This window comes from Methylobacterium sp. Gmos1 (assembly GCF_053764715.1).
Map to the genome: position 1 here is coordinate 390162 of NZ_JBSNCC010000004.1, position 17917 is coordinate 408078.

17 protein-coding genes are annotated in these 17917 nt (G+C 71.7%); 10 read left to right on the plus strand and 7 right to left on the minus strand.

Annotated elements, in window-relative coordinates:
• Positions 1 to 33 precede the first annotated feature (33 nt).
• Together ACS5PV_RS10915 and ACS5PV_RS10920 are read left to right on the plus strand one after the other, a co-directional pair.
• Positions 34 to 441 (plus strand): tautomerase family protein, encoded by a 408-nt coding sequence (locus ACS5PV_RS10915; protein ID WP_455395351.1) that lies wholly within the window; start codon positions 34 to 36, stop codon positions 439 to 441.
• Between the two features lie 31 nt (positions 442 to 472).
• On the plus strand, positions 473 to 1054 hold the full coding sequence (locus tag ACS5PV_RS10920; protein ID WP_455395352.1) for a TetR/AcrR family transcriptional regulator: 582 nt from the start codon (positions 473 to 475) through the stop codon (positions 1052 to 1054).
• Here the strand turns inward: ACS5PV_RS10920 and ACS5PV_RS10925 are convergent.
• The 4 genes from ACS5PV_RS10925 to ACS5PV_RS10940 form a co-directional block, all read right to left on the minus strand.
• A complete protein-coding gene (locus tag ACS5PV_RS10925) occupies positions 1045 to 1371 on the minus strand; it encodes a DMT family transporter (RefSeq protein WP_455395353.1) in 327 nt (108 codons plus the stop codon). The two genes, ACS5PV_RS10920 and ACS5PV_RS10925, sit on opposite strands and share 10 nt — an antisense overlap.
• Entirely contained in the window at positions 1368 to 2528 is a 1161-nt protein-coding gene (locus ACS5PV_RS10930; RefSeq protein ID WP_455395354.1) for an SDR family oxidoreductase, read from the minus strand. The genes ACS5PV_RS10925 and ACS5PV_RS10930 overlap by 4 nt, the downstream gene beginning before the upstream one ends.
• 297 nt (positions 2529 to 2825) lie before the next feature.
• Positions 2826 to 4172, minus strand: coding sequence for an ATP-binding response regulator (locus tag ACS5PV_RS10935; RefSeq protein WP_455395355.1), 1347 nt, complete (start codon positions 4170 to 4172; stop codon positions 2826 to 2828).
• A complete protein-coding gene (locus tag ACS5PV_RS10940) occupies positions 4169 to 5344 on the minus strand; it encodes an FIST N-terminal domain-containing protein (RefSeq protein ID WP_455395540.1) in 1176 nt (391 codons plus the stop codon). The genes ACS5PV_RS10935 and ACS5PV_RS10940 overlap by 4 nt, the downstream gene beginning before the upstream one ends.
• Positions 5345 to 5843: 499 nt before the next feature.
• Between ACS5PV_RS10940 and ACS5PV_RS10945 the strand changes: the two genes are divergently transcribed.
• From ACS5PV_RS10945 to ACS5PV_RS10975, 7 genes are all read left to right on the plus strand, one after another.
• A complete protein-coding gene (locus tag ACS5PV_RS10945; protein ID WP_455395356.1) occupies positions 5844 to 6509 on the plus strand; it encodes a response regulator in 666 nt (221 codons plus the stop codon).
• A gap of 372 nt (positions 6510 to 6881) precedes the next feature.
• Positions 6882 to 8945, plus strand: coding sequence for a carbon starvation CstA family protein (locus ACS5PV_RS10950; protein ID WP_455395357.1), 2064 nt, complete (start codon positions 6882 to 6884; stop codon positions 8943 to 8945).
• Positions 8946 to 8949: 4 nt separating this feature from the next.
• Positions 8950 to 9204 carry a YbdD/YjiX family protein gene (locus tag ACS5PV_RS10955; RefSeq protein WP_455395358.1) on the plus strand — a complete coding sequence of 85 codons (255 nt, stop codon included), beginning with the start codon at positions 8950 to 8952 and terminating at the stop codon, positions 9202 to 9204.
• 303 nt (positions 9205 to 9507) lie between these two features.
• Entirely contained in the window at positions 9508 to 10470 is a 963-nt protein-coding gene (locus ACS5PV_RS10960) for a DMT family transporter (RefSeq protein WP_455395541.1), read from the plus strand.
• Positions 10471 to 10667: 197 nt separating this feature from the next.
• Complete coding sequence (locus ACS5PV_RS10965) at positions 10668 to 10868, plus strand: hypothetical protein (RefSeq protein WP_455395359.1); 201 nt, start codon at positions 10668 to 10670, stop codon at positions 10866 to 10868.
• A gap of 15 nt (positions 10869 to 10883) precedes the next feature.
• A complete protein-coding gene (locus tag ACS5PV_RS10970; protein WP_455395360.1) occupies positions 10884 to 11096 on the plus strand; it encodes a hypothetical protein in 213 nt (70 codons plus the stop codon).
• A 78-nt stretch (positions 11097 to 11174) separates the two neighbouring features.
• On the plus strand, positions 11175 to 13499 hold the full coding sequence (locus ACS5PV_RS10975; protein WP_455395361.1) for a Tex family protein: 2325 nt from the start codon (positions 11175 to 11177) through the stop codon (positions 13497 to 13499).
• Between the two features lie 163 nt (positions 13500 to 13662).
• Here ACS5PV_RS10975 and ACS5PV_RS10980 read toward each other — a convergent pair whose 3' ends face one another.
• Genes ACS5PV_RS10980 through ACS5PV_RS10990 form a run of 3 tightly spaced genes read right to left on the minus strand, consistent with a single transcriptional unit; the run spans position 13663 to position 17454 of the window.
• A complete protein-coding gene (locus ACS5PV_RS10980; RefSeq protein WP_455395362.1) occupies positions 13663 to 15897 on the minus strand; it encodes a xanthine dehydrogenase family protein molybdopterin-binding subunit in 2235 nt (744 codons plus the stop codon).
• Positions 15890 to 16939 (minus strand): FAD binding domain-containing protein, encoded by a 1050-nt coding sequence (locus tag ACS5PV_RS10985; RefSeq protein WP_455395363.1) that lies wholly within the window; start codon positions 16937 to 16939, stop codon positions 15890 to 15892. Before ACS5PV_RS10985 ends, ACS5PV_RS10980 begins: the two co-directional genes overlap by 8 nt.
• A complete protein-coding gene (locus tag ACS5PV_RS10990; RefSeq protein ID WP_455395364.1) occupies positions 16936 to 17454 on the minus strand; it encodes a (2Fe-2S)-binding protein in 519 nt (172 codons plus the stop codon). The genes ACS5PV_RS10985 and ACS5PV_RS10990 overlap by 4 nt, the downstream gene beginning before the upstream one ends.
• Before the next feature lie 163 nt (positions 17455 to 17617).
• Here ACS5PV_RS10990 and ACS5PV_RS10995 point away from each other — a divergent pair, with 163 nt between their 5' ends.
• Complete coding sequence (locus tag ACS5PV_RS10995) at positions 17618 to 17893, plus strand: hypothetical protein (RefSeq protein ID WP_455395365.1); 276 nt, start codon at positions 17618 to 17620, stop codon at positions 17891 to 17893.
• Positions 17894 to 17917 lie beyond the last annotated feature (24 nt).

Sequence of the window (17917 nt, forward strand, 5' to 3'; positions counted from 1 at the left end):
TCGCAGCCGCAGGGATCCCGAGGAGATCCCTCCATGCCCCTCGTCACCATCACCCTGAAGCGCGACCGCAGCCCGACCGAGCGGCGCGCCATCGCCGACCCCGTCCACGAGGCCATGGTCGCCAGCATCGGCATCCCGCACGACGACCGGTTCCAGGTCGTGTCGAGCCAGTTCGACGAGGTGATCTACGATCCGGGCTATCTCGGCATCCGGCGCAGCGACGACCTGGTGATGATCCAGATCCATCTCTCGACTAGGCGCAGCGTCGCGCAGAAGAAGGCGCTGTTCGCCGCCATCGCGGGGAACTTGGAAGCTCTCGGGGTGCGGCCGGAGGACGTCCTCGTCACCCTGGTGGAGATCGCCCGGGAGAACTGGTCCTTCGGCAACCGGCTCGCCACGTATGCCGACGTGGCGCCGCCCCACCTGGCGGGCGGGGCCTGAAGACCCCGCCGGCGACAGGAGACGGAGCGTGGTGCGGCAGGGATCATCGAAGCGCGAGGCGATCGTCGCGGCGGCAAAGGCGCTGCTCTGGGAGCGCGGCTACAAGGCGACGAGCCCGCGGGACGTGCTGGCCTTGAGCGGCGCCGGCCAGGGCAGCCTCTACCACCACTTCCCCGGCAAGCGGGAGGTGGCGGCGGCGGCGCTCGCCGAGATGGCCGAGGAGGAGATCGCGGTCATCGACGCGCTGTTCGCGGCCTCGACCCCGCCGCTGGCGCGCGTGCGCGCCTACCTGACCCGCGAGCGGCAGGCCCTGCGCGGCTGCCGCCTCGCGCGGCTGGCCAACGAATCCGCCATGGAGGAGCCGGCCCTGCGCACGCCGGTCGCGGCCTATCTCGGGCGCATCCAGGGTGCCCTGCGGGCGAGCCTGGAGGAGGCGCAGGCCGCCGGCAGCCTGGCGCCGGGCGTCGCCCCCGCCCCGCTCGCGGCGGCGCTGATCGCGGTCGTCGAGGGCGGCTACGTCCTCGCCCGCGTGCACTGGGACGAGGCCGCGATGCGCGAGGCGATCGACGGCGCCGTCCAGTTGCTGGCCGCGGTGACGCGCCCTCAGGCGTGAGCCTGCGCCGCCGCCAGGATGCCGACGCCGACCGCGATGACGCCGATGCCGAGGATCATCAGCGGCGTCACTGGCTCGCCGAACAGGATCGCGCCGCCGAGCGCCGCGCCGACCATGCCGACCCCGGCCCAGATCGCGTAGACGATCCCGATCGGCAGCATGTCCATGCTGCCCGACATCAGCCAGAGCGCGGTGCCGTAGCCGAGCGCGACCATGACGGACGGCCCCGGGCGGGTGAACCCGTCGGCGGCCTTGAGCGACAGGGTGGCGGTGATCTCGGCCAGGATGGCGACCGCGAGGGTGAGGAACGGGTTCATGCGCGCGCCGTCCGGGGCAGGACCGGGGCGGGCTCGGGCGCCACGAACATGTCGAGGTCGTCGGCGAACTGCTCGGCGATCTCGGGGGCGTTCTCGAGGCAGACCTTGAGGTAGTCGGTGAAGGCCGGCGGCGGCGCGATGCCCTCGGCGAGGAGCCGGGCGTTCGAGAAGGTCAGGTCGAGGGAGCAGAAGGCGTAGTAGGCCCGCACCGCCCGCAGCATCGCCTGCTTCAGGGCGCCGTCGAGGCCGAAGGTCTCGGAGAAGCGCCGGCGCAGCAGCGCCCGGTCGGCGGCAAGGTCGAAGCGGGAGAAGTCGTCGCGGGGCCCGCCCGCCGGGTCGGCCGCCGCGAAGGCCCGCATCAGGTCGTCCCAGCGGGCGCTGGCGCCCTCGCCGGCCGAAATGTGGTAGAGGTTGTGTGCCAGCTGCGGCTTGCGCAGCAGGCCGAGCAGGCTGTCGGCGACCCAGTCGACCGGGACGATGTCGACGGCGCTGGAAGGGCTGCACGGCACCAGGCGCAGCCGGTCGGCGGCGCGGATCACCCACAGGATGCTGGAGCTCGGCGTCGCGCCCAGCGTCGAGTGCCCGACCACGATCGAGGGACGGGCGACCACGATCGGCAGGTCGGCGAACGTGCCGGCGAGCGAGGTCTCGGCCGCCGCCTTCGAGACCGTGTAGGCGACGAGGTGGCGCGCCTGCGGCGAGGGATAGGCCGCCTCCTCGACGAGGGACGGCGCCTCGGCGCCGCAGATCATCGCGGTGCTGACGTGCAGGAAGCGGGTGAGGTGCGGCATGGCCCGGGCGCGGCGGGCGAGCGCCAGCGTGCCGTCGTGGTTGGTGCGGCTGACCCGCTCCTCGCCCCACCACGAGGTGTCGGCGGCGAGATGCAGCACGTGGGTCACCGAATCGAGCCGCGGGTCGGCGTCGAGGTCGGCGCGGGTGAAGTCGCCGGGCACCACTTCGACCGCGCGGGCGAGGCGCTGGGCGGTGAACGGGTCGGTGAAGCGCGACAGCCGCGCGGCGATCCGCTGGCGGCCCTGCTCGGCGCTGGCGCAGCGCACGAGGCAGACCCACTCGGTGCCGTCACGCCGGCTCAGGGCCTGGTGAAGGACGGCACCGCCCAGAAAGCCGGTTGCGCCCGTCAGTAATATCCGTGCCACGCTGGACCTCCCCGTATCCTGAAGAGATGCCACAAACGAGCAGGCAATAAATCCATCCTGGCGGCATCGGTCTCTCATTCGTGCAGTATGTTGCCCGGTCGCAACCGTCTATTTCTCATTTTGATTAATCCATTCGTGTGAAAATCGGCCGAGAAACATTCTGGAAACGACGGATCTAGCTCATCTGGCCTAGTGCGACCCAAGGACAATAGTCCACGCAACGCTCTTTGTGGCGAAACCGGGATCCAGACATCTTCGGAAATGTTTCTGCCACGGCCGCGGTACGGCCGCGCGGGCTCAGCCGCGGCTCAGCAGGTGGGCGAGCAGCGCCCGCAGCTGCGCCGGCTTCAGCGGCTTGTGCACCAGCTCGCAGCGCGCCGCCCGCACCCGGGCCTCGACCTCGGACGAGTGGTCGGCGGTGGTGATCACCGCCGGGATGTGGTGGCCGTGGACCGAGCGCAGCCATTCCACGGTGTCGAGGCCGCAGGCGCCGCCGTCGAGGTGGAAGTCGGCGACGACGACGTCGGGGCTCCAGGTCGTGCCCAACAGCCGCACCAGGCTGAGGTGGTCGCGGGCGGCGAACGCGTTGGCGTCCCAGCCGTGGAACAGCCGCGCCAGGGCTTCCAGCGCCGCCTTGTCGTTCTCGATCAGCGCGATCCGCGCGCCGGTCAGGCTCGTCGGCGGCACCAGCGAGGGGGCGGGCCGGGGCGGCTCGGGGGCGCACGGATTGAGGTGCAGGCTGAAGCGCGAGCCGTGGCCGACCCGCGAGTCGAGGCTCAACCGGTGCCCGAGGGCCTGGGCCGAGCGGCGCACGATCGACAGGCCGAGGCCGAGCGCGATCTCGCCGTCGACGCTCTCGCGCCCGCCGCGGTGGAACTCCTCGAAGATCAGGTCCTGCTCGTCGGCCGGGATGCCGGCGCCGGAATCGACCACGTCGATGCGGATCTCGGGGCCGCGCGTCCGCGCCGCCACCAGCACCCCGCCGGCGGCGGTGTAGCGGACCGCGTTCGAGACCAGGTTCTGGAGGATGCGCTGGAGCAGCACGAGGTCGCTCGCCACCCAGGCCTGGCCGCCGCGCACCGAGAGGCGCAGGCCCTTGCGGGCGGCGAGCGGCCCGAAGCTCGCCTCGATGCCCTCCAGCACGTCGGCGACGAGCACCGGCCGCACCACCGGCTGGATCAGCCCGGCATCGAGCTTCGAGATGTCGAGGAGCGTCTTGATCAGGTCCTCGATGGTCTGCAAGCCCCGCTCGACCTGGCCGACGATGGTCCGCGCCTCGGGGCTCACCCGCATGTCGGCGAGCGCGGAGAGCGACAGCCGGGCGGCGTTGAGCGGCTGGAGCAGGTCGTGGCTCGCGGCGGTGAGGAAGCGGGTCTTCGAGCGGTTGGCCCGCTCGGCCTCCTCCTTGGCCGCGGTCAGGTCCTGGTTCGTGCGCTCCAGGCTGCGCATCAGCGCCGTCAGCTCCTCGGTGCGGGAGCGGACCTGGCCCTCGAGGGTGATGGCGGTCTGGAACAGCGAGTAGGCGCTGCCGCGCTGGTCCATCGTGCGCTCGACCTGGGACATCAGGGCGGCGTTGATGCGCTCCAGCTTGGCGATGCGGCGGTGGAGCGCCGCGACGTCCCCCGCCTCGTCCGTCCCGCTCACGGGCCGGCGGGCCGGCCGATGGCGATGCCCGTGAAGGTCTGGTTCAGGTGCATCGAGCGGTACTGCTCGCCGTAGGTCTCGAAGCCGACGACGTTGTAGCGCCGGTAGAGGTCGGCGATGCTGTGGCGCGCCTGGTGGATCTCGGCGTCGAGGCGGCGCAGCACGCATTCGAAGCCGATCACCAGGTCGACGCCGCCGAGCCGCGCGTCGAGCCGCGCCAGCTCCTCGCGGGTCGCCTCGACCAGGTCCTTCTGGCGCGCCAGGGTCAGCACCACGCCGCTCTCGATGGCGCAGTGGAAGCTCAGCGACCGGTCCGGGTTGAGGTGGCGGATCGAGCGGCAGAAATAGTCGCCGCCGACCCGCACCACGAGGGGGTGCGCGGCAAAGCTCGTGGGCGTGAGCGCGTCGGGATCGAGGCCGAGCGCGCCGGCATACTCGACCGCCGCCGGCTCGGCGTTCAGCTCGCGCACGGTGCGCTGCTCCTGGTCGGTGTCGGTGACCACGAACTTGACGCCGGTCGGCTCGAAATTGTCGTTCTTGAAGATCTCGACGGGGAAGTCGGACTCGATCAGGAGCAGGATCGCGGCGCGGCGGTGCACCTGCCCGTCGTGGATCAGCGCCGTCTCGGAGAAGGTCAGCTCGTCCCCGGCCGAGCCGCCGACCAGCGGCACCCCGTCGAGCCCGTAGCCGATCGCGGCGATCACCGTCTCCTCGGCATTGGCGAGGCCGTCGATGAGCGAGATCGCGAAACGCTGCCCGCCGCGGGAGATCCGCTCGAGGGCGCAGCGCAAGCTGCGGATCGAGGCGGCGGCGCGCTCGGCGTCGAGGTTGTCGACCGCCTCCAGCACCGTCGAGGCGATGCGGAACCCCTCGTGCGGGAAGGCGATCGCCACGAGGCCGCGGTCGAGCCCGGCCATCGGGCTGATCTCGCCCGACGAGGTGCAGCCGGCGATCCGCACGCCCGGAAAGGCGCGGGCGAGCGCCGCGTTCAGCGCCTCGACCCCGTAGGCCGGCGAGAAGAAGATGACGAGGTGGGCGATGCGGGTGACGTCGAGGGAGGCGGCGAGCGCCCTGGCGGCGGCCTCGGGCCCGGTCGCCTCGGTCCAGGCGGTCTGGATCCCGCAGAGATGCGAGCGCGTGCGCGTGGCCTCGCCCGGCCCGATCTCCGGCATGGCCCGCGCCGGGTCTCCCCGCGCCAAGGTGTCCAGCACCAAGCCGTCCCTCCCGTGTCGCCGGCTCCGTCGCGGCGTTGGCGCCATTATGCGGCGCGGGGGTGTGGCTGGCAACAAAGGCGTGCGGTGCGCAGGCGCGGCGAGGAGGTCCCTCGGCCAGGAGGTCCCTTGGCGAGGAAGGTCGCACGACGATAGGACCGGGCTGGCACCGCCCACCATTGGACCAATGTGCGGGGGCGGTCCGGCCCCGGGGAATCCCCCCTCGATTTCGACATCCATACCAAAGCACGGTGGCTGCTGCGGGGCTCCGCGTGCTAACTCTTTCCTCGACTTACGGGCGCGGCGGCGTTGCTGTGCCCGATCTGCGGGTGCGCATGCCGCAAGGCCATGCATGTGCAAGAGGGGGTCCGCTGCGATGACGGGATTGACCGGTCCGGCCCCTGGGGTGTCTCTTCCGCGGCCGGACGGGGCGCCGACGCCCGTCGCGGAGGGGGCGGACATGCACCTGATCATCGTCGACGATCACCCGCTGTTCCGCGACGCCCTGAGCAGCGCGGTCCGCCTCGCCTTCCCGGCCGCCGAGGTCGAGGAGGCCGACGGCATCGAGAGCGCCTGCGCGGCGCTGTCGCGCGGCCGCTCGATCGACCTGACGCTCCTCGACCTCACCATGCAGGGCGTCAACGGCTTCGACGGGCTGATCGCGATCCGCACCCGCTTCCCGCGCATCCCGGTGCTGGTCGTGTCGGGCCTCGACGATCCGCGCATCGTGCGCGAGGCGCTGGCCCACGGCGCCGCCGGCTTCGTGCCCAAGGCCGCCGGCAAGCCGGTGCTGATCCGCGCCATCACCGACGTGCTCAACGGCGCGGTGTTCGTGCCCGAGGGCGTGGCGGGCCCGGCGGAGGCCCCCGGCCGCAAGCCCGGCAAGGCGCCGATCGCCGAGCGCATCGCCGAGCTGACGCCGCAGCAGGTCCGGGTGCTGCTGATGATCCGCCAGGGCAAGCTCAACAAGCAGATCGCCCACGAGCTCGGCGTCGGCGACTCGACCGTCAAGGCCCACGTCTCGGAGATCCTGCGCAAGCTCGGGGTCATCAGCCGGACCCAGATCGTCATCGAGACGGCGAACCTCGATTACGATCACATCCTGGCGGGGTTGCCGTCGGGCTGAGCGGCCATCCGCAAGACGAGACCCATCCAGCCCGACGTCATCCCGGAGCTCGGTGCAACGGAGAACCTGGGATTCATAGCCGCTGACGCTCCAGAACGAAGCTTATCCGTCCCGTCTCGTCCTGCATCGTCGGCGTTCGTGGATCCCGGGTTCCGCTGTTGCGGCCCCGGGATGACGATGGCGGGTGTCAGAGCTTCCCGCCACGTGCTCGCATCGCCTCTCATCCATCCTTGCGACGAAAGTCTAATCCTTCCCCGACGCCCCCGCCTCGCCGCCGCATTGGCAGCCCTTAACGTTTCCTTTACCCGAAAGTCGAAGGAAGCCGCCGAAGGCCCGTGGTCAGCCCGGCGGCGAAGCCGGGAGGAAACCCTCATGACTGCCGTCCGGAAGCACGGACCCTGGGCCCTCGTGGGTGCGCTCGGGGCCGCCGCCCTCGCCGTGGTGGCGACGCAGCGCGGCGAGAGCATCAACGCCCTCTGGATCGTCGTCGCGGCGGTGTCGGTCTACCTGATCGCCTACCGCTACTACTCGCTCTACATCGCCGACCGCATCATGCGGCTCGACCCGACCCGCCAGACCCCGGCTCTGCGCCACAACGACGGGCTCGATTACGTCCCGACCGACAAGTACGTCCTGTTCGGCCACCACTTCGCGGCGATCGCGGGCGCCGGCCCGCTGGTCGGCCCGGTGCTGGCGGCCCAGATGGGCTACCTGCCGGGCCTGCTCTGGATCCTCTCCGGCGTGGTGCTGGCCGGCGCCGTGCAGGACTTCATGGTGCTGTTCGTCTCGATGCGCCGCGACGGCCGCTCGCTCGGCGAGCTGATCCGGGCCGAACTCGGCACGATTCCGGGTGTCGTCGCGCTGTTCGGCGCCTTCCTCATCATGGTCATCATCCTGGCGGTGCTGGCGCTGATCGTCGTCAAGGCGCTGGCCGAGAGCCCGTGGGGCACCTTCACCGTCATGGCGACGATCCCGATCGCGCTCCTGATGGGCGTGTACTCGCGCTGGATCCGCCCGGGCCGCATCGGCGAGGTCTCGATCCTCGGCTTCGTGCTGCTGATGGCGGCGATCATCTTCGGCCAGAACGTCGCCAACGACCCGACGCTGGCTGCGATGTTCACCTTCACCGGCACGCAGCTGTGCTGGATGCTGATCGGGTACGGCTTCGTCGCCTCGATCCTGCCGGTCTGGCTGCTGCTCGCCCCGCGCGACTACCTCTCGACCTTCCTCAAGATCGGCACCATCGTCGGCCTCGCGCTCGGCATCCTGGTGCTGGCGCCGCATCTCCAGATGCCGGCGGTGACGAAGTTCGTCGACGGCTCCGGCCCGGTCTGGTCGGGCTCGCTGTTCCCGTTCCTGTTCATCACCATCGCCTGCGGCGCGGTCTCGGGCTTCCACAGCCTGATCTCGTCGGGCACCACCCCGAAGCTGATCGACAACGAGGTCAATGCCCGCTTCATCGGCTACGGCGGCATGCTGATGGAGTCCTTCGTCGCCGTGATGGCGCTCGTCGCCGCCAGCGTCATCGATCCGGGCGTGTACTTCACCATGAACTCGCCGGCGGCGGTCGTCGGCACCACGGCGGAGAGCGCGTCGGCGGCGGTCACCACGATGGGCTTCCCGATCAGCCCTGAGACCATCAAGCAGACCGCGGCGGATGTCGGCGAGCACACCGTGATCTCGCGGGCCGGCGGCGCGCCGACGCTCGCGGTCGGCATGGCCCACATCATCTCGAACGTCGTCGGCGGCAAGGCGATGATGGCGTTCTGGTACCACTTCGCCATCCTGTTCGAGGCACTGTTCATCCTCACCGCGGTGGACGCGGGCACCCGGGCCGGGCGCTTCATGCTCCAGGACCTGATCGGCGTCGCGGTGCCGGCCTTCAAGGACACCGCGTCCTGGGGCCCGAGCATCGTGGCGACGGGTCTCTGCGTCGCGTTCTGGGGCTTCTTCCTCTACCAGGGCGTCACCGATCCGCTGGGCGGCGTGAACACCCTGTGGCCGCTCTTCGGCATCTCGAACCAGATGCTGGCGGCAATCGCGCTGACGCTGTGCACCGTGGTCATCTTCAAGATGAAGCGGGAGCGCTACGCCCTCGTCACCATCGTGCCGACGCTGTGGCTCGTCGCCTGCACCCTCACCGCCGGCCTCCAGAAGGTTTTTTCCGCCGATCCGCGGGTCGGCTTCCTCGCCCACGCCGACCGCTACGCCACGGCGCTCGCCGAGAACAAGGTGCTGGCGCCGGCCAAGAGCGCCGACCAGATGCGCCAGATCATCTTCAACGACCGCATCGACGCGGTGCTGGCGCTGCTCTTCGTCGGCGTCGTGGTGGCGATCATCGCCTTCGGCGTGAGCGCCTGCCTCAAGGCCTACCGGGCCGACCGCTGGACCGCCGTCGAGGCGGATCCGCGGGCGCTGCCGGCGGCGGCGGAGTGAGCCCATGAATGAGCCCATGAACAGGCACGCGACCGCGCAACCGAACGGGCAGGCCTTGCGGGAGCGCTGGGCGGCCCTCACCCGCTGCGTCTGCGACGGCGCGCGGCTGATGGTCGGCCAGGGCAACTACGACACCTACGTCGCCCATATCCGCAAGACCCACCCCGACCAGCAGCCGATGACCCCGACGGAGTTCTTCCGCGAGCGCCAGAACGCCCGGTTCGGCGTCGGCGGCCGCGGCGGCTTCCGCTGCTGCTGACCGACCTCTCGCCCGCGCAGGCTCGAACCCGCGCGGGCGAAACAACACGCAATGCCGGATCCGGTTCCGGCGAAGACGAAACGTCTTCATGGTTCTTTCAGGTGACACCCGTAACGCTTGCGGCAGGATGATGGCAGTGCTCTCGCAAGTCGCCACCGGCCGAACACGATCGGGTAAAGCGCGCCTTAACTAGGGCTGATCGGACGGCATGGCGGCGGCGCGCAATCGACACGGCTGAGCTGAGCCGTGCGGTGCTACAGAGGAGGCCCCTCATCCGCACCCGCCGTTAGCCCCGTGGCCTCCCTGACACTCCCCGTCGCCGCCCCCTCCGCCCGCCCGGCCCTGCCGGCCCTCATCGGCGACCAGCCGCTGCGCGGCATCGTGCTGGTGGTGGTCTCCACCGTCTTCCTGTCGAGTTCCGACGCCACCGCCAAGTACCTCACCGGGCAGCTCTCCGGGATCGAGGTCGCGTGGCTGCGCTACGTCGGCTTCCTCGCCGTGATGCTGGTCGCCGCCCTGGTGCGGGCGCGGTTCAAGCGCGGCGCCTCGCCGTTCCGCTCAGCGCGGCCCGGCCTCCAGGTGGTGCGCGGCGTCGCCCTCGTCGGCTCGGCGCTCCTGTTCCTCGCGGGCCTGCGCTCCCTGCCGGTGGCCGAGATCACCGCGATCGCCTTCGTGTCGCCGATCTTCGTCACCGCCCTGTCGATCCCGGTGCTCGGCGAGAAGGTCGGCGCCCGGCGCTGGGCCGCCGCCTTCGTCGGGCTGATCGGCGTGCTGATCATCGTCCGGCCCGGCACCAGCGCCTTCCAGGCCGCGGCCCTGCTGCCGATCGTCTCCGCCCTGTTCTGGGCCGCCGCCCTCGTCGTCACCCGCAAGATCAACGGCTACGACGCGCCGCAGACCACCATGACCTGGTCGGCGATCGTCGGCTTCCTGATCCTGTCCGCGATCGTGCCCTTCGTCTGGGAGACCCCGAACCTGACCCAGGTCGCGATCGGCGCCGCGATCGGCTTCATCTCGACCATGGGGCACTGGATCGTCACCATCGCCTACCGCCACGCCCCGGCCTCGACCCTGGTGCCGTTCTCCTACAGCCAGATCATCTGGGCCGGCCTCCTCGGCTTCCTGTTCTTCGGCACGGTGCCGGACGCCTATATGGGCCTCGGCGTGCTGGTGATCTGCGGCAGCGGCCTCTACACCGCCCACCGCGAGCGGATGCGCCGGGTGCCGGCCCCGACCGGGGTGCTGCCGGCGGGCGGGGTGCGCTGAGCGGCGCCCACGGGAGCCATCGTCCCCATTCGTGATCGCGTCGGTCGGCCTGCTCATGCAGGCCGACTGTTTTCATTTCCGAATATTTCCGTCTCTGAGCGATCGACGCGACTCTTGACCCAAAGATAGACTAGCAACATCATCATCCCGCGAAGGCGAAACTCCAGCGCATCGGCAGTCCGTCCCGGGAGAGTAATGTGGCGCATCTGCTCGTATTGCTCGTCGCGGGCGCCGTCAGCGTCGTCCTCTACGAGACCTTGCAGGTGCTGCTCGTCGGGACCCTTGATCCGGCCGTCATCCCCCTGGTGGCCGGGCTGGCGGCGTGGTCGATCATGGTCTTCGTGATCCTGCTCCGCCCCGTCGAGCGCCGCTTCACGAGCGACCAGCGCTTCGGCTAGCTCATCGGCGGCCAGTTGAGCCTGCTCCAGGGCGTCATGCAGGGTGCCCCGCTCTGGCGCCTGCCCGGCGGCCACGGGCAGTATGTCGTCGCCGCCGTGCTGGCGATGCCGGTGATCGCGCTCTCCCAGATCACGGTCTGCGCCCTGTTCACCCGCGAGGAGCGCGACGGGTGGACGTTGCGCTCCCGCCGGCGAGCCACGGCAGCGTCGGACGACCCGGCCGCCTGACCCGTCCCCGCCCTTCCAACGCGCTCCCAACCCCTCTAAGGACACGCCTCCCCGTCGCCCCGGAATCGCGGAGTCGTCATGTCCAGCATCACGCAGCGCATCGCCACCGAACTCGGCGCGCAGGAGTGGCAGGTCAAGGCGGCGGTGGAACTCCTGGACGGCGGCTCGACGGTGCCGTTCATCGCCCGCTACCGCAAGGAAGTCACCGGCACCCTCGACGACGCGCAGCTGCGGACCCTGGAGGAGCGCCTGCGCTACCTGCGCGAGCTGGAGGCCCGCCGCGCCGCGATCCTCGAGAGCGTGCAGGGACAGGGCAAGCTCGACGACGCGCTCAAGGGCCAGATCCTCGCCGCCGACACCAAGGCGCGGCTCGAGGATCTCTACCTGCCGTTCAAGCCGAAGCGCCGCACCAAGGCGCAGATCGCCCGCGAGGCGGGCTTGGGCCCGCTCGCCGAGGCGCTGCTCTCCCGCCCCGATCAGGTGCCGCTCACCGCCGCCGCCCCGTTCGTCGACGAGGGCAAGGGCGTGGCGACGCCGGAGGCGGCGCTGGAGGGCGCGCGCTCCATCCTGGTCGAGCGCTTCGCCGAGAATGCGGAACTCGTGGGGCAGCTGCGCGAGGCGTTCTGGACCCGCGGCAGGCTCGTCTCCCGGGTGCGCGACGGCAAGGCCCAGGCGGGGGCCAAGTTCTCCGACTATTTCGACTTCTCCGAGCCCCTGACCCGCCTCCCCTCCCACCGGGTGCTGGCGCTGTTCCGGGGCGAGAAGGAGGAGGTGCTGGACCTGCGCCTCGACGAGGCGCCGGAGGGGGTCGACGCGCAGAGCCTCTATGACGGCCGCATCGCCCTCTCGGTGGGGATCCAGGATCGCGGCCGGCCCGGCGACCGCTGGCTGATGGAGGTCGTGCGCTTCGCCTGGCGCACCAAGCTGCGGCTCTCGATCGAGCTCGACCTGCGGGCGCGCCTGTGGGACGCCGCCGAGACGGAGGGCGTGCGGGTCTTTGCCGGCAACCTGCGCGACCTGCTGCTCGCCGCCCCCGCCGGTGCCCGGACGACGCTCGGCCTCGATCCGGGCTTCCGCACCGGCGTGAAGGTCGCGGTGGTCGACGCCACCGGCAAGGTGGTGGCGACCGACACGATCTACCCGCACGAGCCGCGGCGCGACTGGACCGGCTCGCTGATGACGCTGGCCAAGCTCTGCCGGGCGCACGGGGTCGAGCTGGTGGCGATCGGCAACGGCACCGCCTCGCGCGAGACCGACCGGCTCGCCGCCGAGCTGATCGCCAAGCAGCCGGAACTCAAGCTCACCAAGGTGATGGTGTCGGAGGCCGGCGCCTCGGTCTACTCGGCCTCGGCCTATGCCAGCCAGGAGCTGCCGGGGCTCGACGTGTCGTTGCGCGGCGCGGTCTCGATCGCCCGGCGCCTCCAGGACCCGCTGGCGGAGCTCGTCAAGATCGAGCCGAAGGCGATCGGCGTCGGGCAGTACCAGCACGATCTCGCGGAAGGGAAGCTGTCGCGCTCCCTCGACGCGGTGGTGGAGGATTGCGTGAACGGCGTCGGCGTCGACGTGAACACCGCCTCGGGCCCGCTGCTCGCCCGGGTGTCGGGCCTCACCGAGCGGGTGGCGCAGAACATCGTCGCGCACCGCGACAGCAACGGGCCGTTCCGCAGCCGCTCAGGGCTGAAGAAAGTCGCGGGGCTCGGGCCCAAGGCGTTCGAGTTGTCGGCGGGCTTCCTGCGGATCCAGAACGGCGACGACCCGCTCGACGCGTCGGGCGTCCACCCGGAGGCCTACCCGGTGGTGCGCCGCATCCTCCAGGCGACGAAGAGCGACATCAAGGCGGTGATCGGCAACGGCACGGTGCTGAAGGGCCTGAACCCCAGGACCTTCATCGACGAGACCTTCGGGTTGCCGACGGTCACCGACATCATCGCCGAGCTGGAAAAGCCCGGCCGCGACCCGCGCCCCACCTTCAAGACCGCGACCTTCCAGGACGGCGTCGAGACCATTGGCGATCTCAAACCCGGCATGGTGCTGGAGGGGGTGGTGACCAACGTCGCGGCCTTCGGGGCCTTCGTCGATGTCGGCGTGCACCAGGACGGGCTCGTCCACATCTCGGCCCTGGCGAAGACCTTCGTGAAGGATCCCCGCGCGGTGGTGAAGCCCGGCGACGTGGTGCGGGTAAAGGTGCTGGAGGTGGATGTCCCCCGCAAGCGCATCTCGCTCACCATGCGCCTCGACGACGAGGTCGGCGCGAGGCCGCCGCGCGAGCAAGGTGGCCAGCACCGCGACGCGCCACGGCGCGAGGCGCCGCGCCCGCAAGCCCGCCGCGAGGAGCCGGCCGGCGGCGGGGCGCTGGCGGACGCCCTGCGCAAGGCGGGGCTCGATCGCGGGCCGCGGCGCTGACGGGGGTTCGTCGCGTCGCACGGATGCGCCCGCGAGGGCAGAGCCCGATCGCCCTGCAGCACGGTACACGACACGGCAGGTTGCGCGCGTGCGGCAGCGACGGCAATCGCGCTGGAACCCTCCCCCCTCTGCGGGGGAGGTTTCTGTCCGGCGGATCCCGGCCCTACAGCAGCTTGTCGAGCGTCACCGGCAGCTTGCGCACCCGCTTGCCGGTGGCGTGCCAGATCGCGTTGACGATGGCACCGGCGCTTCCCGTGACGCCGATCTCGCCCACGCCCTTGATCCCGAGCGGGTTGACGTGGGGATCCTCCTCATCGACCAGGATCGCCTCCAGCGAGGGCACGTCGGCGTTCACCGGCACGTGGTACTCGGCGAGGTTGGCGTTCATCGGCCGGCCGGTGCGCGGGTCCATCACCGCCTGCTCGTGCAGGGCGAAGGAGACGCCCCAGATCATCCCGCCGTAATACTGGCTGCGCACCAGCCGCGGGTTGATGATCCGCCCGGCCGCGAAGGCGCCGACGAGGCGCGTCGCCCGGATCTGGCCGAGATCGGGATCGACCGTCACCTCGGCGAAGACCGCGCCGTGGGCGTGCATGGCGTAGTGCTCCCGCGCCGCGTCGGGCCCGGCCGCACCCTTGCCCTCGACCGACTCCTTGCCGGCCCTCCCCAGGATCTCCGCGAAGGCCTCGGACCGCCCCTCGTCATCGCGCCGCACGAGGCGGCCGCCGCGAGCGATCACCCCGGCATTGCCGGCGCCGTAGAGCGGCGAGCGCTCGTCCTGCGTGGCCAGCGCCGCGAGCTGCGCGATGGCGTCGGCCGCCGCCCCCTTGATCGCCGTGCCGGCGGTGGCGGTGTGGGCCGAACCGCCGGCGATGCCGCCGTTCGGCAGGTCCGAGGTGCCGATGCGGAAGTCGATCGCGTCGATGTCGAGGCCGAGTTCCTCCGCGGCGATCTGGGCGAGCGCCGTCCAGGCCCCCTGCCCCATGTCGATCGCGCCGATCGCCACGGAGGCCTCGCCGCTGACCTTCAGCACCGCCCGCGCCTCGGCCTGGAACATCAGGGCCGGGAAGGTCGCGGTGCCGACGCCCCAGCCGACGAGGAGGCCGTCGGCGTTGCGCATCTGCCCCGGAGCCAGGGGACGCTTGCCCCACCCGAACGCCTCCGCGCCGCGCGCGTAGCACTCGCGCAGGGCCTTGGAGGAGAACGGCTTGCCGGAGGCCGGCTCGGTCTCGGCGTAGTTGCGCAGGCGGAACGCCAGCGGGTCCATGCCGCAGGCCTCGGCCATCTCGTCGATGGCGGCCTCGAGCGCCGCGCTGCCCGAGGCCTCGCCGGGCGCGCGCATGAACAGCGGCGTGCCGGTATCGAGCCGCACCGCCCGGTGCCGGGTGGCGAGCGCCGGCGCGGCGTAGAGCGTGTGCGAGACGCCGCCGCTCGGCTCGATGAAGTCGTCGAAGGTGCTGGTGGCCGTGAGCGTGTGGTGCTCGAGGGCGGTGAGCCCGCCATCGTCAGTGGCGCCGAGGCGCAGGGTCTGGCGGGTGGGGGCGCGGTGGCCGACCGGGCCGAACATCTGCGGCCGGCTCATCACGAGCTTCACCGGCCGGCCGACGAGGCGGGCCGCCATGATGCCGAGCACCTGGGGCCCGGCGATCATCCCCTTCGAGCCGAAGCCGCCGCCGAGGAACGGGCTGCGAATGTGGATGTCGCTGGCTGAGATCCCGAACAGGCCGGCGATGCGGCCTTGCGCCATCGCCAGCCCCTGCGAGGGCATGTCGAGGTCGAGCCGGTCGCCGTCCCAGGTCGCCACGACCGCGTGCGGCTCCATCGCGTTGTGGTACTGCGCCGGCGTCTCGTAGGTCGCCTCGATGGTGCGCGAGGCCGCGGCGAGGCCCGCCGCGACGTCGCCCGTCTCCATGTCGGCCGGGTCGCCGACGCCGATCGCCGGCGGGGTGAATGCTCGCGCCGAATCGAGCCCGACCGCCGGGGTCTCGGCCTCGTAGCGGGGGCTGAGGAGCGCGGCGCCCTCGGTCGCGGCCTCCAGCGTCTCGGCGATCACCACCGCGACCGGCTGGTTGGCGTAGCGGACGCGGTCGTCCTGCAGGAGGTCGAGCCGGAAGGTGAAGCCGTCGTGCTTCTCGTCCGGGTGCTGGGCGAGCGTGGGCTTGTTCTGCGGCGTCATCACCGCGACGACGCCGGGATGGCTTTCCGCCGCCGCGACGTCGAGACCGGTGACGCGGCCGCGGGCGATGCGGCTCACCGCCATCACGGCGTAGAGCATCCCGGGCGGGTGGCGGTCGGCGGCGTAGGGAGCGGCGCCCGTCACCTTCAGGATCCCGTCGCGGCGGGTGAGCGGCTGGCCGATATTGGAGCCGTGGCGGGTCCGGGCAGCGGTCTCAGACATGAGCGGCCTCCGAGGCGAGGGCGGAACCCGGCAGCGCCGGCAGGCGCTCGGGCGTGCCGGACGCGGCGCGATGAAGCGCCCGCACCACGAGGCGGCGGGCGAGCTCGATCTTGAAGGCGTTGTCGCCGGAGGGTTTCGCCTGCGCGAGGGCGGCGTCGGCGGCGGCCCGGAAGGCGGTGTCGTCCGGCGCCCGCCCGGCGAGCAGGCCCTCCGCCTCCCTGGCGCGCCAGGGCTTGAGGGCGACGCCGCCGAGCGCCAGCCGCGCCTCGGCGATGCGGCCGCCGTCGAGCCGCAGGGCCACCGCCGCCGAGACCACCGCGAAGGCGTAGGAGGTGCGGTCACGGACCTTGAGGTAGCGGCTGTGGCCGGAGAAGCGCGAAGCCTCCGGCGGCAGCACCAGGGCGGTGACGAGTTCGCCGGGTTCGAGCACCGTCTCGCGCTCCGGCGCGTCGCCGGGCAGGCGGTGGAACTCCTCCAGCGGCACGGTGCGCGTCCCGGCGGGACCCGCGATCTCGACGCTCGCGTCGAGCGCCACGAGCGGCACGCAGAAATCCGACGGGTGGGTAGCGATGCAGGCCTCACTCCAGCCGAGGATCGCGTGCAGCCGGTTCTCGCCACCGCGCGCGTCGCAGCCGCTGCCGGGCTGGCGCTTGTTGCAGGCGCTGGCGGTGTCGGTGAAGTACGGGCAGCGGGTGCGCTGCATCACGTTGCCGGCGGCGGTCGCGGCGTTGCGCAGCTGCGCCGAGGCGCCCGACAGGAGCGCCTCGGCCACCGCCGGATAGGCCCTGGCGAAGGCGGGATCGTGGGCGAGGTCGCTGTTGCGGGCGAGCGCGCCGATGCGCACCGCGCCGTCGTCCCGCCGCTCCACCGCGGCGAGGCCGGGCAGGCGGGTGATGTCGACGAGGCGGGCCGGCCGGCTGACGTCGCCCTTCATCAGGTCGAGGAGGTTGGTGCCGGCGGCGAGGTATGCGGCGCCGGGGGCCGAGCCTGCGGCGAGCGCGCCGGCGAGATCGGTGGCGCGGACGTACTCGAACGGGATCATGCCGCCTCTCCCTGCCGGGTCGCGGCCGGATGCCGGGCCTGCTGGCTCATGGCTCCTTGCGCCTCCAGCACCGCCTCGGTGATGCCCGCATAGGCGCCGCAGCGGCACAGGTTGCCGCTCATCGCCTCGCGCACCCGCTCGGGATCGTTGCCGGCCTGGGCCTCGCGGATCAGCCCGACGGCGCTCATGATCTGGCCCGGGGTGCAGAAGCCGCACTGGAACCCGTCATGGGCGATGAACGCCTCCTGCACCGGGTGCAGGCGGTCTCCCTCGGCCAGGCCCTCGATGGTCAGGATCTCGGCGCCGTCGAGGCTGACCGCGAGCGCGAGGCAGGAATTGATCCGCCGCCCGTCGACCAGCACCGTGCAGGCGCCGCACTGGCCGCGGTCGCACCCCTTCTTCGCGCCGGTGAGATGCAGGCCCTCGCGCAGGAGATCGAGCAGGGTGGTGCGCGGGTCCGGGATCGGGATCGTGCGCCTCGTGCCGTTCACCGTCAGGACGATGTCGACGCTCATGCGGCTTTCTCCAAGCTAGACGCGCTCCAAACTAATCCGGCCCCTCGCACCGCCCAGATCCGGCCGCGTGCGGCAGCGCACATGTCGCAGCGAACCTTTTGCCGGCGAGGCGGTTGACGCTGCGAAACCGCATCGCGGTCCCCCTCACTTCATAGGTTGCACGATGAAGACCCGTCTCGCCCTCGCGGCCGCCCTGCTGACCGTCGCCGCCGCCCCCGCCTTCGCCCAGGGCGGCTCGCCCTACAACCGTTCGGGCTCGCAGGCTGGCGGCCCGCTGGCCGGCATGGAGCGCGCCTACGGCGCCCCGGGCGGCGCCCCGGCCACCACCATCGACAGCACCGGCAGCGTCGTCATCGTCCCGCGCGACGACCGCGGCGTGCTGGTCCGTGAGGTGCCCCCGGGCTACGCCCCGGCCGCGCCGTACGTCTACGGCCGCTGATCGAGCCCGGGGTCCCGTTCGCCC